Origin of the sequence: Kitasatospora kazusensis, from assembly GCF_039529945.1 — a bacterium.
Classification (GTDB): Bacteria; Actinomycetota; Actinomycetes; order Streptomycetales; family Streptomycetaceae; genus Kitasatospora; species Kitasatospora kazusensis.
In genome coordinates this window covers 70,701-94,635 of record NZ_BAAANT010000027.1, presented here as the reverse complement: position 1 = coordinate 94,635, position 23,935 = coordinate 70,701, and the positions used below count along the sequence as shown (strand labels likewise).

General features: G+C 70.1%; 24 protein-coding genes. 13 read left to right on the top strand and 11 right to left on the bottom strand.

From position 1 onward, the window contains the following. Nucleotides 1-156: 156 nt before the first annotated feature. Nucleotides 157-1,893, bottom strand: coding sequence for a hypothetical protein (locus ABD330_RS21765; protein WP_344467596.1), 1,737 nt, complete (start codon nucleotides 1,891-1,893; stop codon nucleotides 157-159). Nucleotides 1,894-2,069: 176 nt separating this feature from the next. Between ABD330_RS21765 and ABD330_RS21760 the strand changes: the two genes are divergently transcribed. Next, nucleotides 2,070-2,936, top strand: coding sequence for a GyrI-like domain-containing protein (locus ABD330_RS21760; RefSeq protein WP_344467595.1), 867 nt, complete (start codon nucleotides 2,070-2,072; stop codon nucleotides 2,934-2,936). A 72-nt stretch (nucleotides 2,937-3,008) separates the two neighbouring features. Here the strand turns inward: ABD330_RS21760 and ABD330_RS21755 are convergent, their stop codons facing one another. Then, nucleotides 3,009-3,323, bottom strand: a complete 315-nt coding sequence (locus ABD330_RS21755) for a hypothetical protein (protein WP_344467594.1) — start codon at nucleotides 3,321-3,323, stop codon at nucleotides 3,009-3,011. Nucleotides 3,324-3,694: 371 nt separating this feature from the next. Continuing rightward, complete coding sequence (locus tag ABD330_RS21750) at nucleotides 3,695-4,150, bottom strand: ATP-binding protein (protein ID WP_344467593.1); 456 nt, start codon at nucleotides 4,148-4,150, stop codon at nucleotides 3,695-3,697. A gap of 249 nt (nucleotides 4,151-4,399) precedes the next feature. On the opposite strand from ABD330_RS21750, the gene ABD330_RS21745 reads away from it, so the two are divergent. The 3 genes from ABD330_RS21745 (at nucleotide 4,400) to ABD330_RS21735 (ending at nucleotide 6,130) form a co-directional block, all read left to right on the top strand. Continuing rightward, the gene (locus ABD330_RS21745) at nucleotides 4,400-5,137 is read left to right on the top strand and encodes a DUF5919 domain-containing protein (protein WP_344467592.1); all 738 of its coding nucleotides are present in this window, start codon (nucleotides 4,400-4,402) and stop codon (nucleotides 5,135-5,137) included. Beyond that, entirely contained in the window at nucleotides 5,124-5,591 is a 468-nt protein-coding gene (locus tag ABD330_RS21740; protein WP_344467591.1) for an NUDIX hydrolase, read from the top strand. The genes ABD330_RS21745 and ABD330_RS21740 overlap by 14 nt, the downstream gene beginning before the upstream one ends. A 65-nt stretch (nucleotides 5,592-5,656) precedes the next feature. Next, nucleotides 5,657-6,130 carry an NUDIX domain-containing protein gene (locus ABD330_RS21735; protein WP_344467590.1) on the top strand — a complete coding sequence of 158 codons (474 nt, stop codon included), beginning with the start codon at nucleotides 5,657-5,659 and terminating at the stop codon, nucleotides 6,128-6,130. Between the two features lie 198 nt (nucleotides 6,131-6,328). Here ABD330_RS21735 and ABD330_RS21730 read toward each other — a convergent pair whose 3' ends face one another. Next, entirely contained in the window at nucleotides 6,329-6,769 is a 441-nt protein-coding gene (locus tag ABD330_RS21730) for a TIR domain-containing protein (protein WP_344467601.1), read from the bottom strand. A gap of 788 nt (nucleotides 6,770-7,557) precedes the next feature. Here ABD330_RS21730 and ABD330_RS21725 point away from each other — a divergent pair. From ABD330_RS21725 to ABD330_RS21715, 3 genes are all read left to right on the top strand, one after another. Continuing rightward, the gene (locus ABD330_RS21725) at nucleotides 7,558-8,055 is read left to right on the top strand and encodes a hypothetical protein (protein WP_344467589.1); all 498 of its coding nucleotides are present in this window, start codon (nucleotides 7,558-7,560) and stop codon (nucleotides 8,053-8,055) included. Between the two features lie 487 nt (nucleotides 8,056-8,542). After that, entirely contained in the window at nucleotides 8,543-10,510 is a 1,968-nt protein-coding gene (locus ABD330_RS21720; protein WP_344467600.1) for a TerD family protein, read from the top strand. A gap of 103 nt (nucleotides 10,511-10,613) precedes the next feature. Then, nucleotides 10,614-10,868 (top strand): hypothetical protein, encoded by a 255-nt coding sequence (locus tag ABD330_RS21715; RefSeq protein WP_344467588.1) that lies wholly within the window; start codon nucleotides 10,614-10,616, stop codon nucleotides 10,866-10,868. A 6-nt stretch (nucleotides 10,869-10,874) separates the two neighbouring features. On the opposite strand, the gene msrA is transcribed toward ABD330_RS21715, so the two are convergent. Continuing rightward, entirely contained in the window at nucleotides 10,875-11,558 is a 684-nt protein-coding gene (gene msrA, locus ABD330_RS21710; protein ID WP_344467599.1) for a peptide-methionine (S)-S-oxide reductase MsrA, read from the bottom strand. A 204-nt stretch (nucleotides 11,559-11,762) separates the two neighbouring features. Here msrA and ABD330_RS21705 point away from each other — a divergent pair, with 204 nt between their 5' ends. From ABD330_RS21705 to ABD330_RS21690, 4 genes are all read left to right on the top strand, one after another. Then, nucleotides 11,763-12,917 carry a cystathionine gamma-synthase gene (locus ABD330_RS21705; RefSeq protein WP_344467587.1) on the top strand — a complete coding sequence of 385 codons (1,155 nt, stop codon included), beginning with the start codon at nucleotides 11,763-11,765 and terminating at the stop codon, nucleotides 12,915-12,917. 86 nt (nucleotides 12,918-13,003) lie between these two features. Beyond that, on the top strand, nucleotides 13,004-14,215 hold the full coding sequence (ilvA, locus tag ABD330_RS21700) for a threonine ammonia-lyase (RefSeq protein WP_344467585.1): 1,212 nt from the start codon (nucleotides 13,004-13,006) through the stop codon (nucleotides 14,213-14,215). A gap of 320 nt (nucleotides 14,216-14,535) precedes the next feature. Further along, nucleotides 14,536-15,543: an ATP-binding cassette domain-containing protein gene (locus ABD330_RS21695; RefSeq protein WP_344467584.1), complete on the top strand. Its 1,008-nt coding sequence runs from the start codon at nucleotides 14,536-14,538 to the stop codon at nucleotides 15,541-15,543. A 1-nt stretch (nucleotide 15,544) separates the two neighbouring features. Further along, on the top strand, nucleotides 15,545-16,402 hold the full coding sequence (locus ABD330_RS21690) for an ABC transporter permease (protein ID WP_344467583.1): 858 nt from the start codon (nucleotides 15,545-15,547) through the stop codon (nucleotides 16,400-16,402). A gap of 114 nt (nucleotides 16,403-16,516) precedes the next feature. Here ABD330_RS21690 and greA read toward each other — a convergent pair whose 3' ends face one another. Both greA and ABD330_RS21680 read right to left on the bottom strand, forming a co-directional pair. Then, a complete protein-coding gene (greA, locus tag ABD330_RS21685; RefSeq protein WP_344467582.1) occupies nucleotides 16,517-17,014 on the bottom strand; it encodes a transcription elongation factor GreA in 498 nt (165 codons plus the stop codon). Between the two features lie 251 nt (nucleotides 17,015-17,265). Beyond that, nucleotides 17,266-17,703, bottom strand: coding sequence for a DUF4307 domain-containing protein (locus tag ABD330_RS21680; protein ID WP_344467581.1), 438 nt, complete (start codon nucleotides 17,701-17,703; stop codon nucleotides 17,266-17,268). A gap of 150 nt (nucleotides 17,704-17,853) precedes the next feature. Between ABD330_RS21680 and mca the strand changes: the two genes are divergently transcribed. Both mca and ABD330_RS21670 read left to right on the top strand, forming a co-directional pair. Continuing rightward, nucleotides 17,854-18,738: a mycothiol conjugate amidase Mca gene (gene mca / locus ABD330_RS21675; RefSeq protein WP_344467580.1), complete on the top strand. Its 885-nt coding sequence runs from the start codon at nucleotides 17,854-17,856 to the stop codon at nucleotides 18,736-18,738. A gap of 61 nt (nucleotides 18,739-18,799) precedes the next feature. Further along, on the top strand, nucleotides 18,800-18,991 hold the full coding sequence (locus tag ABD330_RS21670) for a hypothetical protein (RefSeq protein ID WP_344467579.1): 192 nt from the start codon (nucleotides 18,800-18,802) through the stop codon (nucleotides 18,989-18,991). Nucleotides 18,992-19,237: 246 nt separating this feature from the next. On the opposite strand, the gene ABD330_RS21665 is transcribed toward ABD330_RS21670, so the two are convergent. The 4 genes from ABD330_RS21665 to ABD330_RS21650 are packed head-to-tail and all read right to left on the bottom strand — an operon-like array spanning nucleotide 19,238 to nucleotide 23,596. Continuing rightward, nucleotides 19,238-19,975 carry an SDR family NAD(P)-dependent oxidoreductase gene (locus ABD330_RS21665; RefSeq protein ID WP_344467578.1) on the bottom strand — a complete coding sequence of 246 codons (738 nt, stop codon included), beginning with the start codon at nucleotides 19,973-19,975 and terminating at the stop codon, nucleotides 19,238-19,240. Further along, nucleotides 19,972-21,321 carry an FAD-binding oxidoreductase gene (locus ABD330_RS21660; RefSeq protein WP_344467577.1) on the bottom strand — a complete coding sequence of 450 codons (1,350 nt, stop codon included), beginning with the start codon at nucleotides 21,319-21,321 and terminating at the stop codon, nucleotides 19,972-19,974. Before ABD330_RS21660 ends, ABD330_RS21665 begins: the two co-directional genes overlap by 4 nt. Beyond that, nucleotides 21,318-22,352 (bottom strand): decaprenyl-phosphate phosphoribosyltransferase, encoded by a 1,035-nt coding sequence (locus ABD330_RS21655; RefSeq protein WP_344467576.1) that lies wholly within the window; start codon nucleotides 22,350-22,352, stop codon nucleotides 21,318-21,320. The genes ABD330_RS21660 and ABD330_RS21655 overlap by 4 nt, the downstream gene beginning before the upstream one ends. Further along, nucleotides 22,349-23,596, bottom strand: coding sequence for a phosphodiester glycosidase family protein (locus tag ABD330_RS21650; RefSeq protein ID WP_344467575.1), 1,248 nt, complete (start codon nucleotides 23,594-23,596; stop codon nucleotides 22,349-22,351). Before ABD330_RS21650 ends, ABD330_RS21655 begins: the two co-directional genes overlap by 4 nt. Nucleotides 23,597-23,935: the final 339 nt, after the last annotated feature.

The window sequence follows — 23,935 nt, the reverse complement described above, 5'->3', positions numbered from 1 at the left end:
GCAAAACGCTCGGCTGGAGAACTCCAGCCGAGCGCCTGCGTGATCTACTGACGACCACATAGATCATCAGGTGTTGCGAGGACCCCAAGAATCCGCCTTCCCTCCGGCGGGGCCGCTGCCGTGTTGTTGCTGTGCTGTCGTGCCGCTGTGCCGGGCTCAGCCCGTGGTGAAGTACCCGGCGAGGTCGGCCACCAGGTCGACGCTCCCGCTGTGGTTGAAGAAGTCCACCCCGCCCTGGGACGGCGTCACCACGGCGTTCGGGACGGTCTGCCCCTGGCCGAAGTTGAGGTTGGAGGCGGTCGGCCTGGTCTGCTGGGCGCCGTAGACGCTGACGTAGCTGCCCTCGGTGGCCCCGGTGGCGGTCACGTTCAGGGCGACGGCGGTCACGCCGAAGGGCGGCACGCCGTTCTTCCAGGAGTTGACCGCCACGGTCGGAATGTTGCCGTTCCAGACCGGGCCGCCGACGCCGCCGACGCCCGTCCGGCTGTCCAGCACCCGGGTCGGGCCGGTCGGTACGAAGACCGAGCCGGTGGCCGAGTAGTACCCGGCGACGTCGGCGAGGAGGTCGGTCGTCCCGGCGGAGTTGTAGAAGGTGACCTTGCCGTCGCTGACGGGCACGGTGACCAGGTTGGGGACGGTCCGGCCCGCCGTGAAGTTCAGGTTCGACGCCGTCGGGCGGTCCTGGCCGTGCGGGTACACGGTGACGAAGCCGCCGGTGGTGGTGTCGGTCGCGGTGACGTTGAGGACGACGGCCGTCACGCCGGTGTCGGGGACGCCGTTGCCCCCGGTGACCTGGAGGGTGACCTCGCCCTTCGGCCCGACCGGGGCCTTCGGCGCGCCGACGGCCTTGCGGGTGTCCATGATCCGGCTCGGGCCCGTCGTGCTGAAGCGCGAACCGCTGCCGTCGGAGGTGTAGTAGCCGTCGATGTCGCCGATCAGGTCGGTCGTCCCGGCGTGGTTGTAGAGGCTGATCCGGCCGTCGACCACGGGAACGGTGACCTGGTTGGGGACGGTCTGACCCGCCGTGAAGTTGAGGTTGGAGGCGGTCGGCCGGGCCTGGCCGTGCGGGTAGACGGTGACGAAGCCGCCGGCCGTGGGGTTGGTGGCCGTGACGTTGAGGACGACGGCGGTCACGCCCTTGTCCGGGACGCCGTTCTGCCCGGCGACCTGGAGCGTGATGCTGCTGTCCGGCCCGACCGGGGCCTTCGGCGCGCCGACGGCGTACCGGGTGTCCAGCGCCCGGACGGGTGTGACCGGCTGGAACGTACCGGCGGTGCCCGCCGGGATGCTGTGGCCGTCGGCGACGTAGTCGAGGTCGGCCGAGGCCTGGACGGTACCGCCCTGGCCGTCGCTGACCTGGATCTGCCCGCGCAGCACCGCCGACTTCAGCGCGGAGGCCGCGGTGAACATGAAGCCGAGCTGGCCCCGGGGAGCGTAGTAGTTGCCGTTGGCCCACTCCGGCAACAGGTCGAAGCCCGGCCCGGTCATGGTCATCGAGCCGTCGGCGTTGACCGTCCAGGGCCAGACGCCGGTCGTCAGCTCCCGGGCCGCGTCGCCGATGGTGGTCTGCGCGGTGATCATCCGGGACAGCTGCTGGGCCGTGTAGCCGCTGGCCGCGACCGAGGCGGCGGAGAGCGTGTAGCTCGCCGTCAGGCCGCGCAGGCCCCCGGACGGCATGCCGGTGATGTCGACCCGGCAGTACTGGTTGTAGTCCTGCCCGGCCTTGAGGGTGAACGGGTGGCCCGTCCACGGCTGCTCCCCGGCGTCGACGTCGCACCTCGGGTCGAAGAGCTGCAGTGTCGAGCCCGCCGCCACGGCGGCCTGGACGGGCAGCAGGCCCCCGACGATCAGCGCCCCGGCGGCTATCAGGCTTGCCCGGCGAAATCTCTGCATGACGGTGTTCCCCCCTCGCCGCGCGGTGGCGCGGCCTGTCGAACGTGAGAGCGATCGTATCGGCCCGAACCGACCGGTCCGGCGGCGCCCGCACCCGACCGGAACGGGCACAGGATGTCGGGTGCGGCAGGGTGGCTCCTTCCTAGGGTGAGTGATCGAAAGGGAAGGAGACCGGGATGCTGGAACGGCTGAACCAGGCCATGGAGCACATCGAACGCCACCTCGGCGAACAGATCGAGGCGGCCGAGTTGGCCCGCATCGCGCTCACGTCCGAGTACCACCTGCGGCGGATGTTCTCGATGCTGGCGGGCATGCCGCTGTCGGAGTACGTCCGGCGCCGGCGCCTGACCGTCGCCGGCGCCGAAGTGCTCGCGGGGGAGCGGACGTTGCTGGACGTCGCGGTGCGCTACGGCTACGGATCGGCCGAGGCGTTCGCCCGGGCGTTCCGCGCGGTGCACGGGGTCGGCCCCGGCGAGGCCAGGCGGACCGGCGCGGCGCTGAACTCCCAGTCCCGGATGTCCTTCCGCCTCGTCGTCGAAGGGAGCAGCACCATGAAGTACCGGATCGTGGAGAAGGAAGAGTTCCGGGTCGTCGGCGGGATGGCGACCGTCCCGCTCATCTACGAGGGCGTGAACCCGCACGTCCTGGAGCACATCCAGAGCATGGGACCGGAGACCGTGCAGCGCATCACGAGCCTGTCCGACCAGGAGCCGGAGGGCATCCTCTCGGTGATCGTGTACCACTCCGCCAGCCGCGAGGAGGGCAGCCTCCAGGACTACTGGCACGCGGTGGTCACCGGCGCCGAGGCCCCCGAGGACCTGGACGTCCTCACCGTCCCGGCGGGCACCTGGGCCGTCTTCGAGAACTCCGGCCCGTACCCGGAGGCGCTCCAGCACCTCTGGCGGGACGTCTTCACCGAATGGTTCCCGTCCAACCCGTACGCGACCCGGCCGGGCCCGGAGATCCTCCGCACCCGGCCGTCCCAGGACTGGAAGGAGTCGGACACCCAACTCTGGATCCCGGTCGAGCGCACCGAGGCCTGACGGTGTCCGCGCAGCGGCCCGGCCCCGTACCGGGACCGCTGCGCGGACAGCCCGGTTGCCTCAGCCACGGGATCACCCGGCACCCGTTGCGGCCGGGCGCACCCGTACCACATGGGTCACGCCGCCCATGGCGAAGGTGAGCTGCAACTCGCCGTCTCGCTTAAGGAATTCGGCCACGCGCTCCGATGAGTCAGGGCGGTTGAGGAAGTACTCGTAAGCGTCGTACTGCACCGCGCCCAGCGGCAGCGGCCGCAATGACTGCCACAGTGCCGCCAGCGCGTCCGGCAGCCGGGCGAATGTGGCGGGGCCGGTCACACCCCCGATCTCGACCGTGACCGGCCCCTCGCCGACGGAGGCCGGGGTGCGCGTGTTCTTTCCGACTCTCAACAACGGTCCCTTCGAAGAGGCGCCCCGCAGGGCGCAGTTGAACGCCTGTCGCCAGGAGGGCAGTGCGAACGGTGCTGGAACTTCCCCCATTCAGGCGCCAATGGCGCGGATCGGTGCCCGTCAGCCGACGCAGGTCGGCGCCTACGACAGCCCGGCTCGGCAGTCCGCGATCACCTGCTGTGCGCGTCGTCTTCCTTGCGCCAGCCGGACTCAGGGCTCACGCGGAGGCCTCACCGGCGTGCCGGGGGTGGTGGCGGTGGACGACGACCAGCAGGCCGTCCACGACGATGAGCCGTGCCGCGCCCGTCCGCAGACCCGCGTCGCAGTAAAAGCACCGCGATACCTCGACTCGCACCGAGCGCTTGGCCGCCTCACGACGCACCCTCCGCCGGGCCTACATGCGCCCATACGAACTTCCCGATGCCGCCCGGACGCGGGCAACACCCCCACGCCACCGCCAGCGACTCGACCAGCAGCAGCCCGCGCCCCGACTCGTCGTCACCGTCCGGCAGCGGTTGCGCCTCCGGTCGCTCGCAGCTTGCGTCGTGCACCTCGATCCGCAGCCGCCCAACCGCCACCTCGAACCGCACCGCGATCAACTGCCCCCGCAACACCCGACGCGGCGACACCCGCGCGTGCTCAACAGCGTTGGTCACCAGCTCACTGAGCAGCAACTCACCAACATCAACGTAGAGTTTGCCATCCACCAGTCCGCCCAGAAACTCGCGGAGCAGCAACCGGGCAACGCCGGCCGATCTCCGGTGACGCGGCAGCCAGCGCGCGTACTCGCCCGCTTCTGTGGAGGGTCGTTCAAGTGTTTCGGGCACGTCAAAGCCCCCTTTGATAAGACCGTTGGGGTGAGCCAGTCAGGACTCCGAATGGGCCCCTGAAGCTGCGCTCAGTCCTGTAGAGCGGCCGCCTGGAGCGATGAGTCTCGATCACACAGTTGATGCTCCACCCCACGTCAGAGTGTTCCTACCGCGTTTGCAGGACGTTTAGGACACTTCGCCCGTATGGTTCGTCTCGTCCCCCACGGGCCCACGAGGTGAACTGTGAACCACGCTCTCCGCCGTGCGATGGCGAATGCCAAGATGACCGAAACGCAGCTCGCAGAGGCATGCGGCGTCGATCCCAAGACCATCGGCCGATGGATTACCGACCCCAGCCGAATCCCCCACGCCCGCCACCGGTGGGCAGCCTGCGAGGCGTTGGGAGAGGAGGAAGCCGCCGTGTGGCCCACCGCCGTCCGATCGGCGCTCAAGACAGGCCCTGACCGCGAAGTCATCCAGGTGTTCCCGTACCGGTCAGCTGCTCCGGCATCGCTCTGGCGCTCGCTCATCACGAAGGCTCAGCACGAGCTGACCTTCGCGGGCTACACCAACTACTTCCTGTGGCTCGAACAGGCCAACCTAGCCGGCGCGCTCCGGCGTAAGGCGCAGACCGGATGTCGGATCAGGTTCCTGATCGGCGATCCTGACAGCCCAGTCACCAGGGCTCGGGAGGACGAGGAGAACGTGCCGCTCACGCTGTCCACGCGCATCGCCGTGACGATAAGCGAACTGGCGAGGCTGCGCGAGGTCGGGAACATCGAAGGCCGCTTCGAGACCGGCCACGTCAACCTGTCAGTGTTCCGCTTCGACGACGAGATGATCGTGACACCGATCCTTGCTCGCAGGGTCGGCCACGATTCGCCGATGATGCACCTACGACGCAGCCAGGCCGACGGAATGTTCGACCGCTTCGCCGATCACGTCGAGGAACTGTGGACCCGAGGACGCGACATCTGGGAGGAAACGCACCATGGCCCGGCGTGACTACGAAGACGACCCGAACGCCCCGAAGCCCAACAGTCTCGTACCCGCCGCCTCGGTCGTGGTCGTGGACGCCGCCGGTCGCATCCTGCTCCAGCGCCGGACTGACAACGGCCTGTGGGCACTGCCCGGTGGGAAGATGGAACTTGGCGAGTCCCTCGCCGACTGCGGCATCCGAGAGACCCTCGAAGAGACCGGCATCGACGTGGAGATCACCGCCATCGTCGGCACCTACACCAACCCCGGCCACGTCTTCGCCTACGACGACGGAGAGGTCCGCCAGGAGTTCTCCATCTGCCTCCTCGCCCGCCCGACCGGTGGCAGGCTCCGCGTGTCCGACGAGTCCCACGAGGTGGCGTGGTTTGAGGCCGGCGAGGTGGACGGTCTCCCCATGGTCTCCAGCATCCGCAAGCGGATCAACGACTGGCGGTCCGGGCACGGCCCGGCCATCCGGTAGTACGCGGGCCCGCCCGGTCCGAGCCCTCACCCGGCGGTAGTCCGGGGACGGCTACAGTCCTCCGCATGAGCGACTCCGAAGTCAGTGAGGCCGTGGCGCAACCCCGTACCGCCGCCGGCGTGCTGTTCTTCGACGACAGCGGCCGGGTGCTCCTGGTCAAGCCCACCTACAAGCCTGGCTGGGAAATCCCCGGTGGCTACCTGCACCCCGGCGAGACCCCGAGTGAGGGCGCTGCCCGCGAGGTCAAGGAGGAGCTCGGTATCACCCCGCCGATCGGCCGTCTCCTCGTTGCGGACTGGGCACCCCACCCGACCGAAGGTGACAAGCTGCTCTTCGTCTTCGACGGTGGGACGCTCGAATCCGAGTGGCTCGGGGAGATCACCGTCGACGGCACCGAAATCGGCGAGTACGCGTTTTATGGGCTCGACCGGGTGGACGTTCACCTCATTCCCCGCCTGGCCCGTCGGGTCCACGCTGCATGCGTTGCTCGGGCGGACTCGGCGACCGCCTATCTGGAGCATGGAACGCCGCTTGCCTGACTCCGACGATTCCCATGAAGTGGCGCAGTCCGCGGCAGCACAGTTGGACGACCTCCCCAGGATGGTCGGCGTCAGCAAGCGGATCAACGCCTGGCGATCGGGGCCCGGTCCGGCCATCCGATAGGTCCTGGACCGGGCCCATAGAGTTCGAACCCTCGCCCGGAAGATCGGGGAGGGATCGAACTTCGCTGGGATGCTTCAGAGCTTGTTGAAGTCAACTGGGATTCCTGAATCTCTCAGCTCCTTGGCAAGATCGAGCTTCCAGTGATTTTTGTGCGCGATATATACCACGCCATGAATGTCGGATGGATACTCCACGTCAGCGTCGTGCAGTACGGCGACCTTTGCGCGTCCAATGGCCCCCATGAAGTACCCAAGCTCTAGGATTACATTTTGGCGCGCACGGGGCTTTAGTTCACTCTGGCCCTTGACTCTGCCTTCATCGTCGCCGGTAAGAAGAACAACGGCGTATGCCGTTGCTCCGGCGTGGGCCTCGAACTTCTCGATTATTGTCCGACCGTGACTAGTCTGCTCATCTAGCACGATTACATTGCGGCTAGTGGAGTTTTCGAGAAGGCGCACCACTTGCGCACGGAATAGCTCATCATGACCATGTACAACGAAGATATCTCCAGGCATTCCTACCCTTGGAGTAGTTGCCGAGTCGTGCGAACGGGTATCCGGCGAGTGGGCATCGCGACCTGTAGGTTGTACGTCGAATCGGTTCTGAAGGTTCAAGAGAGCTTGATTAGATCCTTGGTGCAACGCTTTTTCGAACCAGTCATACCGTGCCTGGCCTGCTGGAGGGACCGAGAGCGGCGTGACCCTTCGATAATTAATTCCAACGGAGTCAAGCGCAGTCAGTGCCTCGGCTGTGGATGTATTGACAAGGCGAACCGCTGTCGATCTAATGATCGCCTTTCGTTCATGCGGTTTCATGCAAAAAGGCTAGCCGGAATCGATTTCGGGGGCAGTGCGGGCTAGCCCGATAGGGTTTGCGCCTGAGCTCGCCGGTCGACGTGGTGAGGTCGTCGGGCGGAGCGTGCACCTCCGGTCGCCGACGACACGTGATACCCGTGCCGCCGAGCCTGGTGTGCCGTGTGACCCGTTGGTGGTGATGGCAGTACTGGTTTCTTGACGATGTCGCGCGTCGTGCCGTTGAGAGACGCAAGCGCCGATAAATCCCCCGCGCCGTCCGATCCGCCGTCGTGTGGAGCGCTGTTTTCGGCCGCTGATGGTCAGGGCGTGAAGCTCAGTCGCACGTCATCGTGAAAGCTAAGTGATTTGCCAAGGCACTGGCTCGGTCCGGAGCCTGGCGCGGACGGCTGCGGGAACGACAGTTTCGGTCCTGGCATCTACGGTGGCGCCGCATGCGCGAGACTCATGCAGTTGGCGGGACGCAGGAGTTGAGTAGAGAGTGGAGATCCATGTCGACTGCGGTAGATCTTGAAGGGTGCTTCGGTCCGGCTCGCGGCTACTCCGACACGGCTGGCTGGCAGGCAATCGAGGCTGTTGCCGGGGAACTGCCTGCCGACTACAAGGAGTTCGCGGCCGCGTACGGGCCGGGGGTGATCGGGAAGTTCCTTTGCCTCCTGCACCCGCAGTCACGCGAGCCCACCATGGTCGACATGATAGCGGCGATGGGTCCGCTCTATCAGGTTCTTGTGCCGCACAAGATCCCGTACGAGCTGTACCCCCACAGGCGCGGGATGGTGCTGTGGGCCACCACGTATGAGGGCGACAGCTGCTTCCTGATTCCGCGCCCTGACGGAACCTGGGGCATCGGAGTGTGGTTCAGGCAGTGGGCTCAGTGGGAGGAGTACGACCAGGACGTACCTGGATGGCTGGCCAGTCAGGTCACGGGCCACCTGGAGATCCCGGGCCTGCCGCTGCGGGTGGTCGGCGGCTTCGTGGCGCAGGACTGATCCACGACCGGACATGCAGGCTGCGCTGGGAAGGTCCGGAGCACGCTACGGTGCCCTTCCCCAGGACGGGTGCCTGCAGCCCTGCGAACGCCCTTACGACAGGATTCGGCATCGACCGTGGATGCCCGGATGGGGTCGGTGCTGGCACGCCGCGCCCGAGAGCGACGGGTCGGCCTGGTCACCACTTCGCGCGGGGACGTCGTCCGCAACCCGTCAGAGGTCGAGGTCGTTGCCTGGGTGTACTGACCTGTCGCTGGCGGGCCGGACTATTCGGTTACGAGACCAGCGACATTTGCATCAGCCCCAACCGCCTCACGTCAATCGCCGCAGCCATCCTCGCCTTGGAGAGGCACGCCGAATGGGATCGGTGAAGGGACCCCACGTGCGTGGAGAATGGCCAGCTCCCCGCTGAATACCGTTGTCAGCGCTATGGTGCAGGTCACATGCACCGGTACGAGGAAGACCATTGGGGGTTCGAGTGCAGGAAATGATCAAAGGCCGCAATGTTGCTCTATCGGATCTGAGTGGCGATCCTGGCCCGGTCATCGTGAGCCTGGCGTGGAGCAGCGTCTCGGGTGAGGAAGATGCCGACGTTTCGGTGATCCTCCTGGGGGCGGACGGCAACGTACGTAGTGACGCGGATCTCATCTTCTACAACAACCGTCAGACGCCGGACGGCAGCGTGCAGTTGCTGGAGAAAGCGCCGACTGACAGTGGCAGTGGGGAGCAGATCGGTCTCGACGTGGGCGCGGTGCCCGAGGGCGTGGAGCGGATCGTCGTTGTGGCCAGCCGCTGCGGGCGTGCGCCGTTCGGCGACTTGGATGAGGTGCGGCTGACGATCGCCGATGCCTCCGGCCAGGCGCTGTTGGGCTTCTCGATCGAGGGTGCGACGACGGAGACGGCGCTACTGCTCGGGGAGCTGTACCGGCGCGAGGGGGCGTGGCGGTTCCGGGCGATTGGCCAGGGTTACGACAACGGCCTGGCCGGCCTGGCGACGGACTTCGGCATCGCCGTCGATGATGATGAGAATGCCGAGGACTCCAGGGAGGTTCGCACGGCCAACGCGCCGGCTACGCCCGTGGCGGCACATGCAGCCACCGAATCCCCGACTGCTGAGGAACGAGAGCTCGCTTCGTCGGTGCAGACGCCGCCGCGGCGGCCGAGGACCGCGAAGAAGAAGGTGACGCTGCCCAAGACGGCGCCCGGGCATTCACTCGCGGAGAACGAGAGTTGGCACCCGGCGCGGCTCTTCCCGGCACCAGCGCTCAAGAGTGACCGGGAGCGTGAGATGCGCGCCACCTCTGTGCTGCTCGCGGTTATGGCGCAGGTGCCCGAGCTTGGGCGGCGCCTGACCGCTCCCTTTGGCGCGCCTGCGGGACGGATGAGGAATTTTACCGAGGTGAATTTCCCCCACGGCGACACACTCCGACGCCCGGACGGCATCATCCGGATCGAGCGGGCGGGCAAGCTGTGGACCGCGCTGCTGGAGACCAAGACCAATGGCAACCGGCTTAAGCCGGACCAGGTCCAGGACTACATGGATATCGCCGGCCGCCGCGGCTACGAAGCCGTCATCACCCTGTCTAACGACGTTGCCCTCGAAGGCCGCCCTGTCGTCGATGCGAAGACTGACAGACGGCGCAAGAACAAGGTCGTCCTGTGGCACCTGTCTTGGGCCGAAGTCGCCTATCAGGTACAGATGCTGATTCGCCATGAAGGGGTCAGTCATGCCACCCATGCCTGGCTGCTGCAGGAACTCTTGCAGTACATGCAGCACGACAACTCCGGCTGCCACGGTTTCCAGAACATGGGCCCCTCCTGGGCCCCTGTGCGCCGTGCCATCGACGAGGACACACTGTGCCGCGGCGACGTCAGAGCCACCGAGGTCGTCGAGAGCTGGGAACGGCTGATCCGGCAGGTCTGCCTGCGCCTCGGTGGGGAGCTGGGAGTGAAGATTCTGCCGGTACAGCGCGCACGGCGCGGGATGAACGCCGAGACTCGTCGGCTGGGCCTGGCCGATCAGCTTTGTACGGAGGGTCAGTTGACCGCTCTGCTGCGCATCGACAGCGTTCCCGGCCCCGTGGCGATCACCGCGGACCTGCGCACCAATATGACCCGTGCCGATGTCGACGTCTCGGCTCCCGAGCATGGCTACCCACTCACCTGGGCCAAACGCCTGATGAGGCAACTCGCGCAGGCTCCGCCGGACCTGCGTGTGGAGACCCTTCTGGACAAGAAGGACAACGGCCCCCGCGGCACCCTCGAACGACTGCGCTTGGAACCGGCGGATCTGCTGGCCGACACCGGCGACGCCGTCATCACCGGATTCCGGCTGTCCCTGGTAAAAGGCATGGGCAGCAGCCGCGGTAGCACGGAGAGTGGTTTCATCCGCAGCGTCGATGACCTGGTTGACCGGTTCTACGACACCGTGCTGTCCGTTCTCGGTGCCGGTTGACGAGCGCCGGGTTGAGGGTCGGACGCGAGCTCGTAATGCATCCGGTTCCGGGACCCCCAGGGCTCCGACGGCTGCAGTGATGGCGGGAGCCAGGAATGCGATCATGGCGCTGTTCGAGTTGACCACCTGCTTCCTGAGCCATGCGGCGCGTACCCCTCTCGCGGGCACGGCGGATGTTCCGCTGGTCGAGTGTGTGGGCCAGCACCCGGGACTGCATGCGTTGATCCGCTGTCCGGGGCAGCCAGCTGGGATCAACAACTTTCCGGCCGGTCGGCTTGCTGCACAACCCGGAAAGCTTGAGGACACCCCACGGGCCCTCCCCCAGATCTTGCGGGAAGGGCCTGCGCTGGTGGTGTGATCAGGGTTAAGACTGCTCAGTGCCCTTGTCGTCTGTCTTGGCGACGCCGATCGGGCAGCTGGCGCCGGTGCCGCCGAGGCCGCAGTAGCCGCCGGGGTTCTTGGCGTCGGAGAGGTACTGCTGGTGGTAGGGCTCGGCCGGGTAGAAGGGGCCGGCCGGGGCGATCTCGGTGGTGATCGGGCCGAGGCCGAGGGTGGTGAGGGCGGGCTGGAAGGCGTCGCGGGTGGCCTCGGCGGCGGCCAGCTGGGCGGGGGAGTGGGTGTAGACGGCGGAGCGGTACTGGGTGCCCCGGTCGTTGCCCTGGCCCATGCCCTGGGTCGGGTCGTGGGCCTCCCAGAAGGTCTTCAGCAGCGTCTCGTACGAGATCACGGCCGGGTCGAAGACGACCCGGACGGCCTCGGTGTGGGCGGTGCGGCCGCTGCACACCTCCTCGTACGTCGGGTACGTGGTGTGCCCGCCCTGGTAGCCGACCAGCGTCGTCCAGACGCCCGGGAGCTGCCAGAACGCCCGCTCGGCGCCCCAGAAGCAGCCCAGGCCGAAGTCGGCGGTCTCCAGCCCGGCCGGGTACGGGCCGGTCAGGGGGTTGCCCAGGACGGTGTGCGGCTCGGTGAGGGTGTACGGCGCCGCCTGCCGGCCGGGCAGGGCCTGGTCGGCGGTGACGAGCTCGCTCTTGTGGCGGTTGAACAGCACGGTCTGCTCCAGGTGACTCAGGAGACGTCCGGTCCGGGACGTCACGGAGGTTCCAACGCACCGCCCCCGGGTCGGATTCCGGTCCGGCCGGTCCGTAAGGTCCGCGCAAGGTTTCCGGTACCGGCCCGGGCCCGAGCTGACAGACGGTCCGGCGGTTGCCCGGCGTGCCGCGCGGGTCCCGGTTCGCCGACTACGCTCAGACGTATGACCGAGCACCAGCTTCCCCAGGGCTTCGAGACTCTCGCCATCCACGCGGGTCAGGAAGCAGACCCCCAGACCGGGGCCGTCGTCACGCCGATCTACCAGGTGTCCACCTACAAGCAGGACGGAGTGGGCGGCCTCCGGAACGGCTACGAGTACAGCCGCTCCGCCAACCCGACCCGCACCGCGCTGGAGGAGTGCCTCGCGGCGCTCGAAGGCGGTAGTCGTGGTCTGGCCTTCGCCTCCGGGCTGGCCGCCGAGGACACGCTGCTGCGCACGATCCTCAAGCCGGGCGACCACATCGTCATTCCGAACGACGCCTACGGCGGCACCTTCCGGCTGTTCGCCAAGGTGCTCACCCGCTGGGGCGTGCAGTTCTCCGTCGCCGACATGCAGGACCTGGCGGCCGTCCGCGCGGCGCTGCGCCCCGAGACCCGCGCGGTGTGGGTCGAGACGCCGTCCAACCCGCTGCTCGGCATCGCCGACATCGCGGGCCTGGCCGAGATCGCGCACGGCTCCGACGCGCTGCTGGTGGTGGACAACACCTTCGCCAGCCCTTATCTGCAGCAGCCGCTCGCGCTCGGCGCGGACGTCGTCGTGCACTCGACCACCAAGTACATGGGTGGGCACTCCGACGTGGTCGGCGGCGCGCTGGTCGCGGCCGACGCCGGGCTCGGCGAGGAGATCGCCTACCACCAGAACGCGATGGGCGCGGTCTCCGGCCCGTTCGACGCCTGGCTGGTGATGCGCGGCATCAAGACGCTGGGTGTCCGGATGGACCGGCACAGCTCCAACGCCGAGAAGGTCGTCGAGCTGCTGACCCGGCACCCGAAGGTCAGCCACGTGCTCTACCCGGGCCTGCCCTCGCACCCGGGCCACGACATCGCCGCCAAGCAGATGAAGGCGTTCGGCGGCATGGTCTCCTTCCGCGTCGCGGCGGGCGAGCAGGCGGCGGTCGAGGTCTGCAACCGGGCCAAGCTGTTCACCCTCGGCGAGTCGCTCGGCGGCGTGGAGTCGCTGATCGAGCACCCGGGCCGGATGACGCACGCCTCGGTGGTCGGTTCGGCCCTGGAGGTGCCGTCCGACCTGGTCCGCGTCTCGGTCGGCATCGAGCTGATCGACGACCTGCTCGCCGACCTGGAGCAGGCGCTCGGCTAGGACGACCGGTACGACCCGTACGACCGGCCCCCGGCGCGGAAGGTTTCGCGCCGGGGGCCCTGCCGTCGCCGCCGTAGGCTGGCCGCATGCAGAGCTGGCCGATCACCATGGACGACGTACGCGGCGCCCACAAGATGCTCGCCGGGGTCGCCCGGGTCACCCCGATGGAGAGCAGCCGGTACCTGTCCGGGCTGATCGGCTCCCCGGTGCACCTGAAGTGCGAGAACCTCCAGCGCACCGGGTCGTTCAAGCTGCGCGGCGCGTACGTCCGGATCGCAGGGCTCTCCCCGGTGGAGCGGGCCGGCGGGGTGGTGGCCGCGAGTGCGGGCAACCACGCCCAGGGGGTGGCGCTGGCGGCCGCGCTGCTGGGGGTGCGTTCGACGGTCTTCATGCCGGTGGCCGCGCCGCTGCCGAAGGTCGCGGCGACCAAGGAGTACGGCGCCGAGGTGCGGTTGCACGGCGCCACGGTGGACGAGGCGCTCCAGGCGGCGCAGCGGTACGCGGAGGCGACGGGGGCGGTCTTCATCCACCCCTTCGACCACTGGGACGTCATCATCGGCCAGGCCACCGTGGGGCTGGAGATCCTGGAGCAGTGCCCGGAGGTCCGGACCATCCTGGTCGGCGTCGGCGGCGGCGGGCTGCTCGCCGGGATCGCCGCGGCGGTGAAGCCGCTGCGCCCGGACGTCCGGGTGATCGGCGTGCAGGCGGCCGGTGCGGCGGCCTATCCGCCCTCGCTCGCCCTCGGCCGGCCGGTCACCCTGGAGCACGTCGCCACGATGGCCGACGGCATCAAGGTGGGCCGTCCCGGCGACATCCCCTTCGAGGTGGTCAACGAGCTGGCGGACGGGGTCCGGACGGTCTCCGAGGAGTCGCTCTCGCGCGCGCTGCTGCTGAGCCTGGAGCGGTTCAAGCTGGTGGTAGAGCCGGCCGGGGCGAGCCCGGTCGCGGCGCTGCTGGAGCGGCCGGACGACTTCCAGGGCCCGGTGGTCGCGGTGCTCTCGGGCGGCAACATCGACCCGCAGCTGATGCAGCGGGTGCTGCGGCACGGCCTGGCGGCGGCCGGCCGCTACCTCTCGCTGCGGGTCCGGCTGGCGGACCGGCCGGGCGCGCTGGCGGACCTGCTGGGGGTGCTGACGCAGCTGGACGCCAACGTGCTGGACGTGGCGCACGTCCGGATCGACCCCCGGCTCGGGCTGACCGAGGTCGAGGTGGACCTGCACCTGGAGACCAAGGGGCCCGAACACTGCGCGGCGGTGGTGGGCGAGCTGACGGGCGCGGGGTACGTCGTCTCCCGGTAGCCGCCGCCGGGCGGACACCGCCGGTCGGACACCGCCGCAGGTGGTGGCGGCGGTCGTCGCGATGGTTGTCGCACCGTAAATGGGTGGGCCGTTGTCAGTGGGGACTGGCACGCTGTCAGGTCGAAGGTCGCGACCGTGCCAGGGCGAGGTCGCGGCGGTGCCACAGCGGGCCTTGATGCGATATATCGCGAACTGTCATTCTCGCGATGTATTGCGTCTGGGTCCTCCGTTCGCGTTCCCGGGGGTCCGGTCGCTCGGGTATCCCTGGCAGTCCACAGTGGACATATCAGTCATATCGTCAGAGGAGATGAGGCGGGCTCATGGCGCCAGCCATCCAAGCCGAGAACCTGGTCAAGACCTTCGGTGACGTACGCGCCCTCGACGGCGTCAGTCTCGACGTCCCCGAAGGCACGGTGCTCGGGCTGCTCGGCCCCAACGGCGCCGGCAAGACGACGACCGTGCGCGTGCTCACCACCCTGCTCCGCCCGGACTCCGGCCGTGCCGTGGTCGCCGGGGTGGACGTGCTGAAGCACCCCAACAAGGTGCGCAGCCTGATCGGCCTCTCCGGCCAGTACGCCGCGGTGGACGAGTACCTGACGGGCCGTGAGAACCTCCAGATGGTCGGCGAGCTCTACCAGATGAGCGGCCGGGAGGCCAAGGCCCGCGCCCTGGAGCTGCTGGAGTGGTTCAACCTCAGCGAGGCGATGGACCGCACCGCCAAGACCTACTCCGGCGGCATGCGCCGCCGGCTCGACCTCGCGGCGGCGCTGGTCGTCCGGCCGCCGGTGATGTTCCTGGACGAGCCGACCACCGGCCTCGACCCGCGCAACCGGCTCGCGCTCTGGGAGGTCATCGAGACCCTGGTCGACCAGGGCACCACCCTGCTGCTCACCACCCAGTACCTGGAGGAGGCCGACCGCCTCGCCCACGACATCGCGGTGGTCGACCACGGCAAGGTGATCGCCCGGGGCACCGCCGACGAGCTCAAGGCCCAGATCGGCGGCGAGCGGGTCGAGGTGGTGGTGCACCGGCGCGACGACGTGAGCGAGGCGGTCGCGGCCCTCACCCCGTACGCCAAGGGTGACCCGGCGGTGGAGAAGAACACCCGAAAGATCACCGTCCCGGTCAGCGGCGGCGCCAAGGTGCTCGCCGACGTGATCCGCGAGCTGGACGCCCGGTCGATCGAGATCGACGACATCGGGCTGCGCCGGCCGACCCTGGACGACGTCTTCCTGTCGCTCACCGGGCACGCCACCGCCGCCGACCAGAACACCGAAGAGGGCGGCAAACCCGCCAAGGGGCGCAAGAGCCACGGAACGGAGGCCTGAGATGACCACAGCCACCGAGCACGCGATCGGCGGGGCCGTCCCCCGGCAGCGCCACGGCCTCGCCGCCATGGCCCACGACTCCTGGGTGGTCGCCCGGCGGAACCTGCGCCGGATGACCCGGATCCCCGAGATCGTGGTCTTCGGGCTGATGCAGCCGGTGATGTTCGTGCTGCTGTTCTCGTACGTCATGGGCGGGGCGATCCAGATCCCCGGCACGCACGCCAGCTCCTCGGCGTACACCCAGTACCTGATGGCGGGCATCTTCGCCCAGACCGTCACCTTCGCGGTGGCCGGTGCCTCCGCCGGTATCGCGGAGGACATGACCAAGGGGCTGGTGGACCGGTTCCGCTCGCTGCCGATGACCCGTTCGGCGGTGCTGGTCGGGCGGACCGTCGCCGACCTCGTCCAGACCGCGTTCACCCTGCTGGTGCTCGCGATGGTGGCCCTGCTGGTCGGCTGGCGGATCCACGAGGGCTTCCTGAAGGCGCTCGGCGCGTTCGCGCTGCTGCTCCTGCTGGGCTACGCGTTCTCCTGGATTGGCGCGCTGATCGGCCTGTCGGTGCGGAGCCCGGAGGCGGCCACCTCGGCCGGCCTGATCTGGCTCTTCCCGCTGACCTTCATCTCCAACGCCTTCGTGCCGATCAGCAGCATGCCGGACTGGCTGAAGCCGATCGCCTACTGGAACCCGTTCAGCGCGACCGTCCAGGCCTGCCGCGACCTCTTCGGCAACCAGGTCGGCCCGGTGGACCACTCCTGGCCGATGCAGCACGCGGTCGTGGTGTCGGTGGGCTGGTCGCTGATCATCATGGCGTTCTTCTCCTGGCTCTCCGTCCGCAAGTACCGCTCCGCGATCGGCTAGCCCCGCCGGGGGAGCGCAGAGGGGCGCGGGGAGCTGTGTGAAGCGGAAGGCAACGGCCTCCCCGCTCCGCGCAGCTCACCGCGCCCCTGCTGTTGCTCCACTGCCTGCGGTGGATCAGCCCTCGTAGGGCTTGACCTCGGTGATCGTGACGCTGGCCTTCTTGCCGTTCGGCAGCTCGTACGTGGCGCTCTCGCCGATCTTCCTGCCGTCGATGGCGCGGCCGAGCGGCGACTGCGGCGAGTAGATGGCCAGCGTGCCGCCGGCCGCCTCGCGGGAGCCGAGCAGGAACTCCATGGTGTCGTCCGGGTCGCCGTCGAAGGCGACCGTGACGACCATGCCGGGGGCCACCACGCCGGAGTCGGAGGGGGCCTGGCCGACCTTGGCGCGCTCGAGCAGCTGGGTCAGCTGGCGGACGCGCAGCTCCTGCTTGCCCTGCTCCTCGCGGGCCGCGTGGTAGCCGGCGTTCTCCTTGAGGTCGCCCTCTTCGCTCGCTGCCGCGATCTTCTGGATGATCTCGGCGCGGGCGGGGCCGGTCAGGTGCTCCAGCTCGGCCTTGAGCTGGTCGTAGCCGGACTGAGTGAGCCAGGTCACGTTCTCGCTGGTCTGGGTCACAGGGGTGCTCCTCGTCGGTACTGGGCAGTGCTGAGGGTGGGTCGTCAGCAGGCGGCGATATTCGTCGTGACTCGTCGTAACTACAAAGCAGCGCCCGCTCCCGGGCCGTCGGCTCAGAAGGGGCGAAACCCCGAGCCTAACAATTTCCGGCTCCGAGTGGGAGGGGCGTGCGCGGCCGGTCCCGGGCGCCGGGTCGTGCGTCCGGGTCCGCTATTCGAGTATGCACGGGTCCGCTCCCGGGACGGCGGGCACTACTTGGCGGGCGTGCAGCTCATCAGTTCGGCCGTGGTGCCCCGGGAGGTGGTCTTCAGGGTCAGGATCCGGTCGTAGCTGCTGCCCGAGGCCGGTACCGGGAAGTCGGACAGGCCGACCACCGAGCCGTCCGGGGCCTGCGAGCGGATGGTGCACACACCGGCGGTGCCGTCCGTCTTGCTGACCGACAGGTGCACCTGTACGGCGGTGTCCGAGGCCACCTGGAAGGCCAGCACGGAGCCGTTCATCCGGGTCTCGCGGACCAGGTACGAGCCGCCCAGCCAGGCGATCAGCCCGAGGCACAGCACCGCGCAGACCGCGCCCACCAGCTTGAGCCTGCGGTCCGCGTCGCGGTCGCCGCGGCGTCCGTACCGGCCCTCGGGCAGCCCGGGCGTGGCGGGGGAGGACGCGGGGGAGGACGTAGTACCGGAGTCCATGGTGCGCTCAGTCCTTTCGCCGAGGGGCTGTCGGCCGGTGGGGGGAATGTACGGGCGCTTCGGTCAGTCACTATAGGAGGGGCACGTCCGCGCCGATGGCAGCGGGGGAGTCGGCCCGACGAACCGGACATTCCCGGAAGGAACCAGGCGTTGACCGAGCAGTTGCGACTGATGGCTGTACATGCCCACCCGGACGACGAGTCCAGCAAGGGCGCGGCCACGATGGCCATGTATGTCGACCAGGGGGTGGACGTCCTGGTCGCCACCTGTACCGGCGGCGAGCGGGGCTCGATCCTGAACCCCAAGCTCCAGGGTGACCCGTGGGTCGAGGAGAACATCCACGAGGTGCGCCGCAAGGAGATGGACACCGCCCGCGAGATCCTGGGCGTCGAGCAGGCGTGGCTCGGCTTCGTCGACTCGGGCCTGCCCGAGGGCGACCCGCTGCCGCCGCTGCCCGAGGGGTGCTTCGCGCTGGAGGACGTGGCCGTGGCCGCCGCTCCGCTGGTGAAGCTGATCCGCGAGTTCCGTCCGCACGTCATCACGACGTACGACGAGAACGGCGGCTACCCGCACCCGGACCACATCATGACCCACAAGATCAGCATGCTCGCGTTCGACGCCGCGGGGGACCCGGACGCGTACCCGGAGCTCGGCGAGCCCTGGCAGCCGTCCAAGCTGTACTACAACCACGGCTTCCCGATGGGCCGGATCCGCGCCCTGCACGCCTACCTCACCGAGCACGGGCACGACTCCCCGTACGGCGAGTGGATCGCGGGCTGGGAGAAGAGCGGCCGGACCGAGCGCGAGATCACCACCCGGGTGGCCTGCGGCGACTGGTTCGAGACCCGGGACCGCGCGCTGATCGCGCACGCCACCCAGATCGACCCGGACGGCCCGTGGTTCCGCGTGCCGCTCGACGTCCAGCGGGACGTCTGGCCGACCGAGGACTACGAGCTGGCCCGCTCGCTGGTCGACACCGACCTGCCCGAGGACGACCTCTTCGCGGGCCTGCGCGTTTCGACCCGCACCGCCTGATCCACCCGACCCGCGGTACCCCGGTGACCCGGCCCGAGTAAGGCCGGGTCACCATGGAGAGATGAGCACCCCCGTGAACCTCACCCACATCGCCGCCGGCCTCGCCCTGGACGACAACAAGGTGACCCCCGGCCTGCTGGGCTTCGTGGTCTTCGCCGCGCTCGGCATCGCCACCTGGTTCCTGGTGAAGTCGATGAACAAGCAGTTCAAGCGGGTCGACTTCGTCGAGGAGCCGGAAGCTCCGAAGGAGTAACCGCGGGCGGCCTTCCAGGCCGTGGTTCACCGTTCAGCGTCGGTTCCTCCAGGACGCGGTTCACCGTTCAGGACAGGGTTCCTCCAGGGGCGCGGGGAACTGCGCGACCAGGGCACGACGTAGGTGCACGGTTGCGCGCGCAGTTCCCCGCGCCCCTGTTGTGGTTGCCCGGGTGCGTACAAGTCCGGCTGCGCCCCTGTTGTGTTGCCCGGGTGCGTACGGATCACCGCTGCCCCCGGGGCAGCGTCAGCGCGACAGCCGTCGCCACAGCGGCCTCGGCACCAGCCGCATCGCCGTGGACAGGACGCCGAGGCCGCGCGGCACCCAGACGACGGGGGCGCTGGTCGCCAGGGCCGCCGCCACCGCGGCTCCGACGGCGGCCGTGGTGGTGGCGGCCGGGGCGGGGGGCAGGCCGGCCGTCATCCGGCCGATGACGAAGCCGGGGCGGACCAGCAGCAGCCGTACGCCGCTGCCGTGCAGGGAATCGGCGAGCCCGCGGGCGAAGGCGTCCAGGCCGGCCTTGGCCGCGCCGTAGACGAAGTTGGCCTTCCGCGGGCGGACGGCCGCCACCGAGGACAGCACGACGATCACCCCGCTGCGCTGGGCCCGCAGGTGGCGGGTGACGGCCAGCAGGGTGGTGACCTGGCCGGTCAGGTTGGTCTCCATCAGCAGGCCGGCCTGGAGCGGGTCCCGGTCGAGCACCTCCTGCGGGGTGAGGATGCCGGCGGCGGAGATCACCAGGTCGACCGGGCCGCCGGCGAAGACCGCGTCCACGAAGGGCTGGTGGCTCTCCAGGGCGGTGCCGTCGTAGTGGACGGTCCGGACCCGGAAGGGGAGCGCCCCGCCCAGTTCGGCCATCCGCCGCTCGTCCCGCCCGGCCAGGATCACCTCGGTGTCGGGCGGCGCGTCGAGCGAGCTCAGGATCGCGCGGCCGATCTCGCTCGTCCCGCCCAGCAGCAGCACCCGTCGCGGTCGTGGGGTCATCGGCACAGTCCCAGTCTCCTTCCCAGGTCGGACCGCATCGCCTCGGCGGGGTCCAGGCGGGCCCGGGTGGCCCGCCAGTCGTCCAGTGGGCCGTACATGGCGTCGAAGGCGGCGCGCCCGAGCCGGGCGTCCTTGGCGAGGTAGACCCGGCCGCCGGCCTCCGCCACCAGGCGGTCGAGCCGTTCCAGCAGCCCGCCGGTGCCCCGGCGGCCGGCCGGCATGTCCACCGCGAGGGACCAGCCGGGCAGCGGGAAGGAGAGCGGCCCGCCGCCGGCCGGCCCGAACCGCTTCAGGGTCCCCAGGAAGGGCGCCGCGCCGGCCCGGTGGAGGGCTTCGAGCACCTGGACCACCACGTGCCGGGCCTGCGGCGGTACGACGAACTGGTACTGCAGGAATCCGCGCGGGCCGAGTGCGCGGTTCCACTCGTGCAGGGCGTCGAGCCGGTGGAAGAACTCGGGCAGGCCCTGGAGGGCGTGCCGCTCCCGGGGGGCCTTGCGGTACCAGAGGCTGTTGAAGGCGCGGGCGGTCAGCGGGGTGAAGACGCCCAGCGGCAGCTGCGGGGCGCGCGGCGCCCGGGCGGGGCCGTAGCGCAGACCGTCCGGTTCGGCGGCCGGGTCCGGTGCGGTGAGGTGGTCGCCCAGGTCGGCGACGCCCCGCCCGAGCGACCGGCCGGTGGCGGTGGTGTCGATCCAGGCCACCGCGTAGCGGCTGGTCGCGGTGTCGAGCAGGGCCATCAGGGCGTCGAGGTCCGGCGCGCGGTACGAGCCGACCCGCAGCAGGGTGCTGCGGATCCGGACCAGCCGCAGGGTGGCGGCCAGCACGACGCCGGTCAGGCCCATGCCGCCGACCGTGGCGCGGAAGGCCGGGCCGTCCCGGTCGGCGCCGAGGGTGTGCAATTCGCCGTCCCCGCCGAGCAGTTCGACGCTCTCCAGCCAGTGCGAGAGCGAGCCGTCGGCCCGCTGGTTCTTGCCGTGCACGTCCGCCGCGACGGCCCCGCCGACGGTGAGGTGGCGGGTGCCCGGCAGGACGGGCAGCAGCAGGCCGTGCGGGACGAGGGCGGCGAGCAGCTCGGCGAAGGTGGTCGAGCCGGTGGCGCGTACGGTCGCGGCGGCGGTGTCCGGTTCGATCCGCGGGCCGGTCGCGGGGGCCAGCACCAGGCCGTCGGCGTTCTGGGCGGCGTCGCCGTAGCTGCGGCCCGCGCCCCGGGCCAGCAGGCCCCGCTCGGGGCGGCCGGCGACCAGGTCGCGCAGCGCGTCGGGGGCCAGCGGCCCCACCACCCGGGAGCGGCTGCCGGTGGTGCGGCCCCAGCCCTGGAGCAGCCGGTCCGGCCCGGCCGGGGCGTTCATCCGCGCATCCCGGCGATGAACAGCAGCAGCCAGACGAACTCGCAGCCCAGCATCGGCCCGTCCCGGGTGATCAGGTCCTCCACCCGGGTCATGGTGGCCCGCCCGGTCAGCCAGTCGAACCGGATCAGCGCGGCCGCCAGCGGTACGGCGGTGACCAGGTGGCAGTCCACCGTCCACGGCGACCCGTTGAGCAGGGCCCAGCTCAGGTACGCCGCGACCATCGCCACGCTCACGAAGCGCTGCGCGAGCCGCAGGCCCCCGGGCGTGTACCGGCGCAGACAGGGCCGGTGCCCGGCCGCCGTCGTGCCGAGCCCGGCCAGTTCGGTGTACCGCTTGGAGATCGCCACCAGCAGCGCGCCCAGACTGCACACCAGGACGAACCAGCCCGAGGGCGGCACCTTGGCCGCGGCCGCCCCGCCGAGCGCCCGAAGGACGAACCCGGAGGCCACCAGGGCGAGTTCGAGTACCGGGACGTGCTTCAGGCTGAACGAGTAGAGGAACGAGAAGGCCAGGTAGGCGGTGACGGTCGCGACCAGCCCGGCGCTGCCGATCGCCAGGCCGCCCGCCTCCGCCAGCAGCACGCAGGCCGCCGCGACGCCGAGCGCGTGGCCGGGCCCGAGCAGGCCGGAGGCCACCGGACGGGTCCGCTTGCGCGGGTGGCTGCGGTCGCGCTCGGCGTCGACGACGTCGTTGACGAAGTACACCGCGCAGGACGCCAGCGTGAAGACCCCGAACGCGACCAGCGCGTACGCCATCCCGTCGGCCCGCCCGCGGGAGGCGCCGGCCACCGGGGCGGCGAACACCAGCAGGTTCTTCGGCCACTGGCGCGGCCGGGAGGTGCGCAGCACCGCGAGCGGCCAGCCGAACCGGAGCGGCCGCGCGGCGGCCGGGGCCCCCGGGTCCGGGGTGGTGAGCTCAGGGGCGCCGAGGCCGGGTGTGCCCAGGCCGGGGACGCCGAGACCGGGGGCGAGCAGGTCCGGGGCGGGCGGCGCCGGGCGGCGGCGCCGGGTCGGGGGTATGCCGCGGTTCATCGGGCGTACACCGCCGTGAAGTCGCGGCTGGTCGGCTCGAAGTAGCGGTCGGCGGGCCGCTCCTGGTCGGGCAGCAGCTTCACCGGTGTCGGGCTGAGCGGGTCCGTCCCCGCCTGGTAGTAGTTGAAGGACATCCAGGCCGGGTTGATGTCCAGCTGCATCGCCTCCACGCAGCCGGCCTGCTGGAGCAGGTCCGCCAGGGTGCGGACCGAGAGCGCGGGCCCGTAGGCGAAGATCAGCCGTCCGTCGGCCGCGACACCGATGCCCGAGCGCCAGACGAAGTACTTGCCGCCGAGGGTGAGGCCCCAGCCGTTCTCGATGTTGCTGTCGACGCCGTCCGGCACGGCCGCGTGGTCGACGATGACGCGCAGGTTCTGGCGGACGCCCGCGACCTCGGGGGTCATCGTCACGCCGCTGCCCCAGACGCCCACCGTGGCGTGCCCGTCCTTGTAGAACACCAGCGAGGCGGCACCGGGGCTGAGCGTGCCGTGGGTGACGCCGTTGAGGTAGAAGCCGCCGCCCGCCTCGCGGACCTTGAAGCCGCCGTTGAAGCTCGCCAGCAGCCCGGTCCTGGCCTCGGGCGGGATGGACGGCGGCACGCCCCAGTTGTCCGGCCCGGGGTCGTCGGTGCCCGGGTGGAGCTGGAACCGCAGCAGGCGCGAGTCCATCGACACCACCCCGGCCAGGTAGGAGGTGTGCTCGGCGTCCGGGCGCAGCAGGGCGGTCTGGATGGCGGGAGTGCCGCGGACGCTGCCGAGTACCTTCCAGGTCCCCTCGCCGGGCAGTGGCGTGCCCGCCGGGGAGGTCAGCGGGGGCGGGGTGAAGGCGGCGACGGCCGGGCGGGGGTCGGTCTTCGGGGTGCCCGGCTGTGCGGCACCCGGCTGCGGGACGGGGGCCGCGGGCACCCCGATGGCGAAGTCCGGGGTGCCGCCGACCTTCGGCGGGTTCATCTTGTACTGCGCGGCCTCCAGCATCGTGACCACCTGGCCGAGGTGGTGGTCACGCCCCCACTCGGCGAGCCGGGCGGCGACGCTGTCGTTGCCCGGTGCGGCGAGCGCCCCGCCGACCGACCAGGCGAGCCAGCCGAAGAGGACCGCGAGCAGCGCCAGCACGGCCCGGACGGACCGCCTGGCCAGCAGGTTCCGCACCAGCCGCCGCAGCCGCCCCCCGGACCGGCCGGGGGGCTCCGCAGGCTCCGCCCCGGCGTCCGGGCCGGCTTCCTCGGGTTTCGTCGAAGGTCCCACGCCGCATCTCTCCCTCCCGCCGCACCACGCATGCGAGCGAGGTGCCTGCGGCTTTCGGAAGGCCCGAGTGCCGCAGGCGAACAGGACCGCGCACGGCGGGCCCGGGCGGTCCGGGCGTGCCGGTCGCCCAGGTGCACCCGCTGCGGCGGTCCGCGAACTGTCTGGCCCGCTCAGGCTCACCCGGATCCGCCCGCCCGGCCACAGCGTCCCGGGGCGGCGGGCGGGCGGTGCGCAGGTCGCCGGATCGTCGGTGAGAAGTGACAGGAGGCTTGAGGGGAAAGGAAGTTGACGTTGCGTCAGATGAGGGAGTCCGGGTGCCGGTGGTGCTCCGATCCGGCC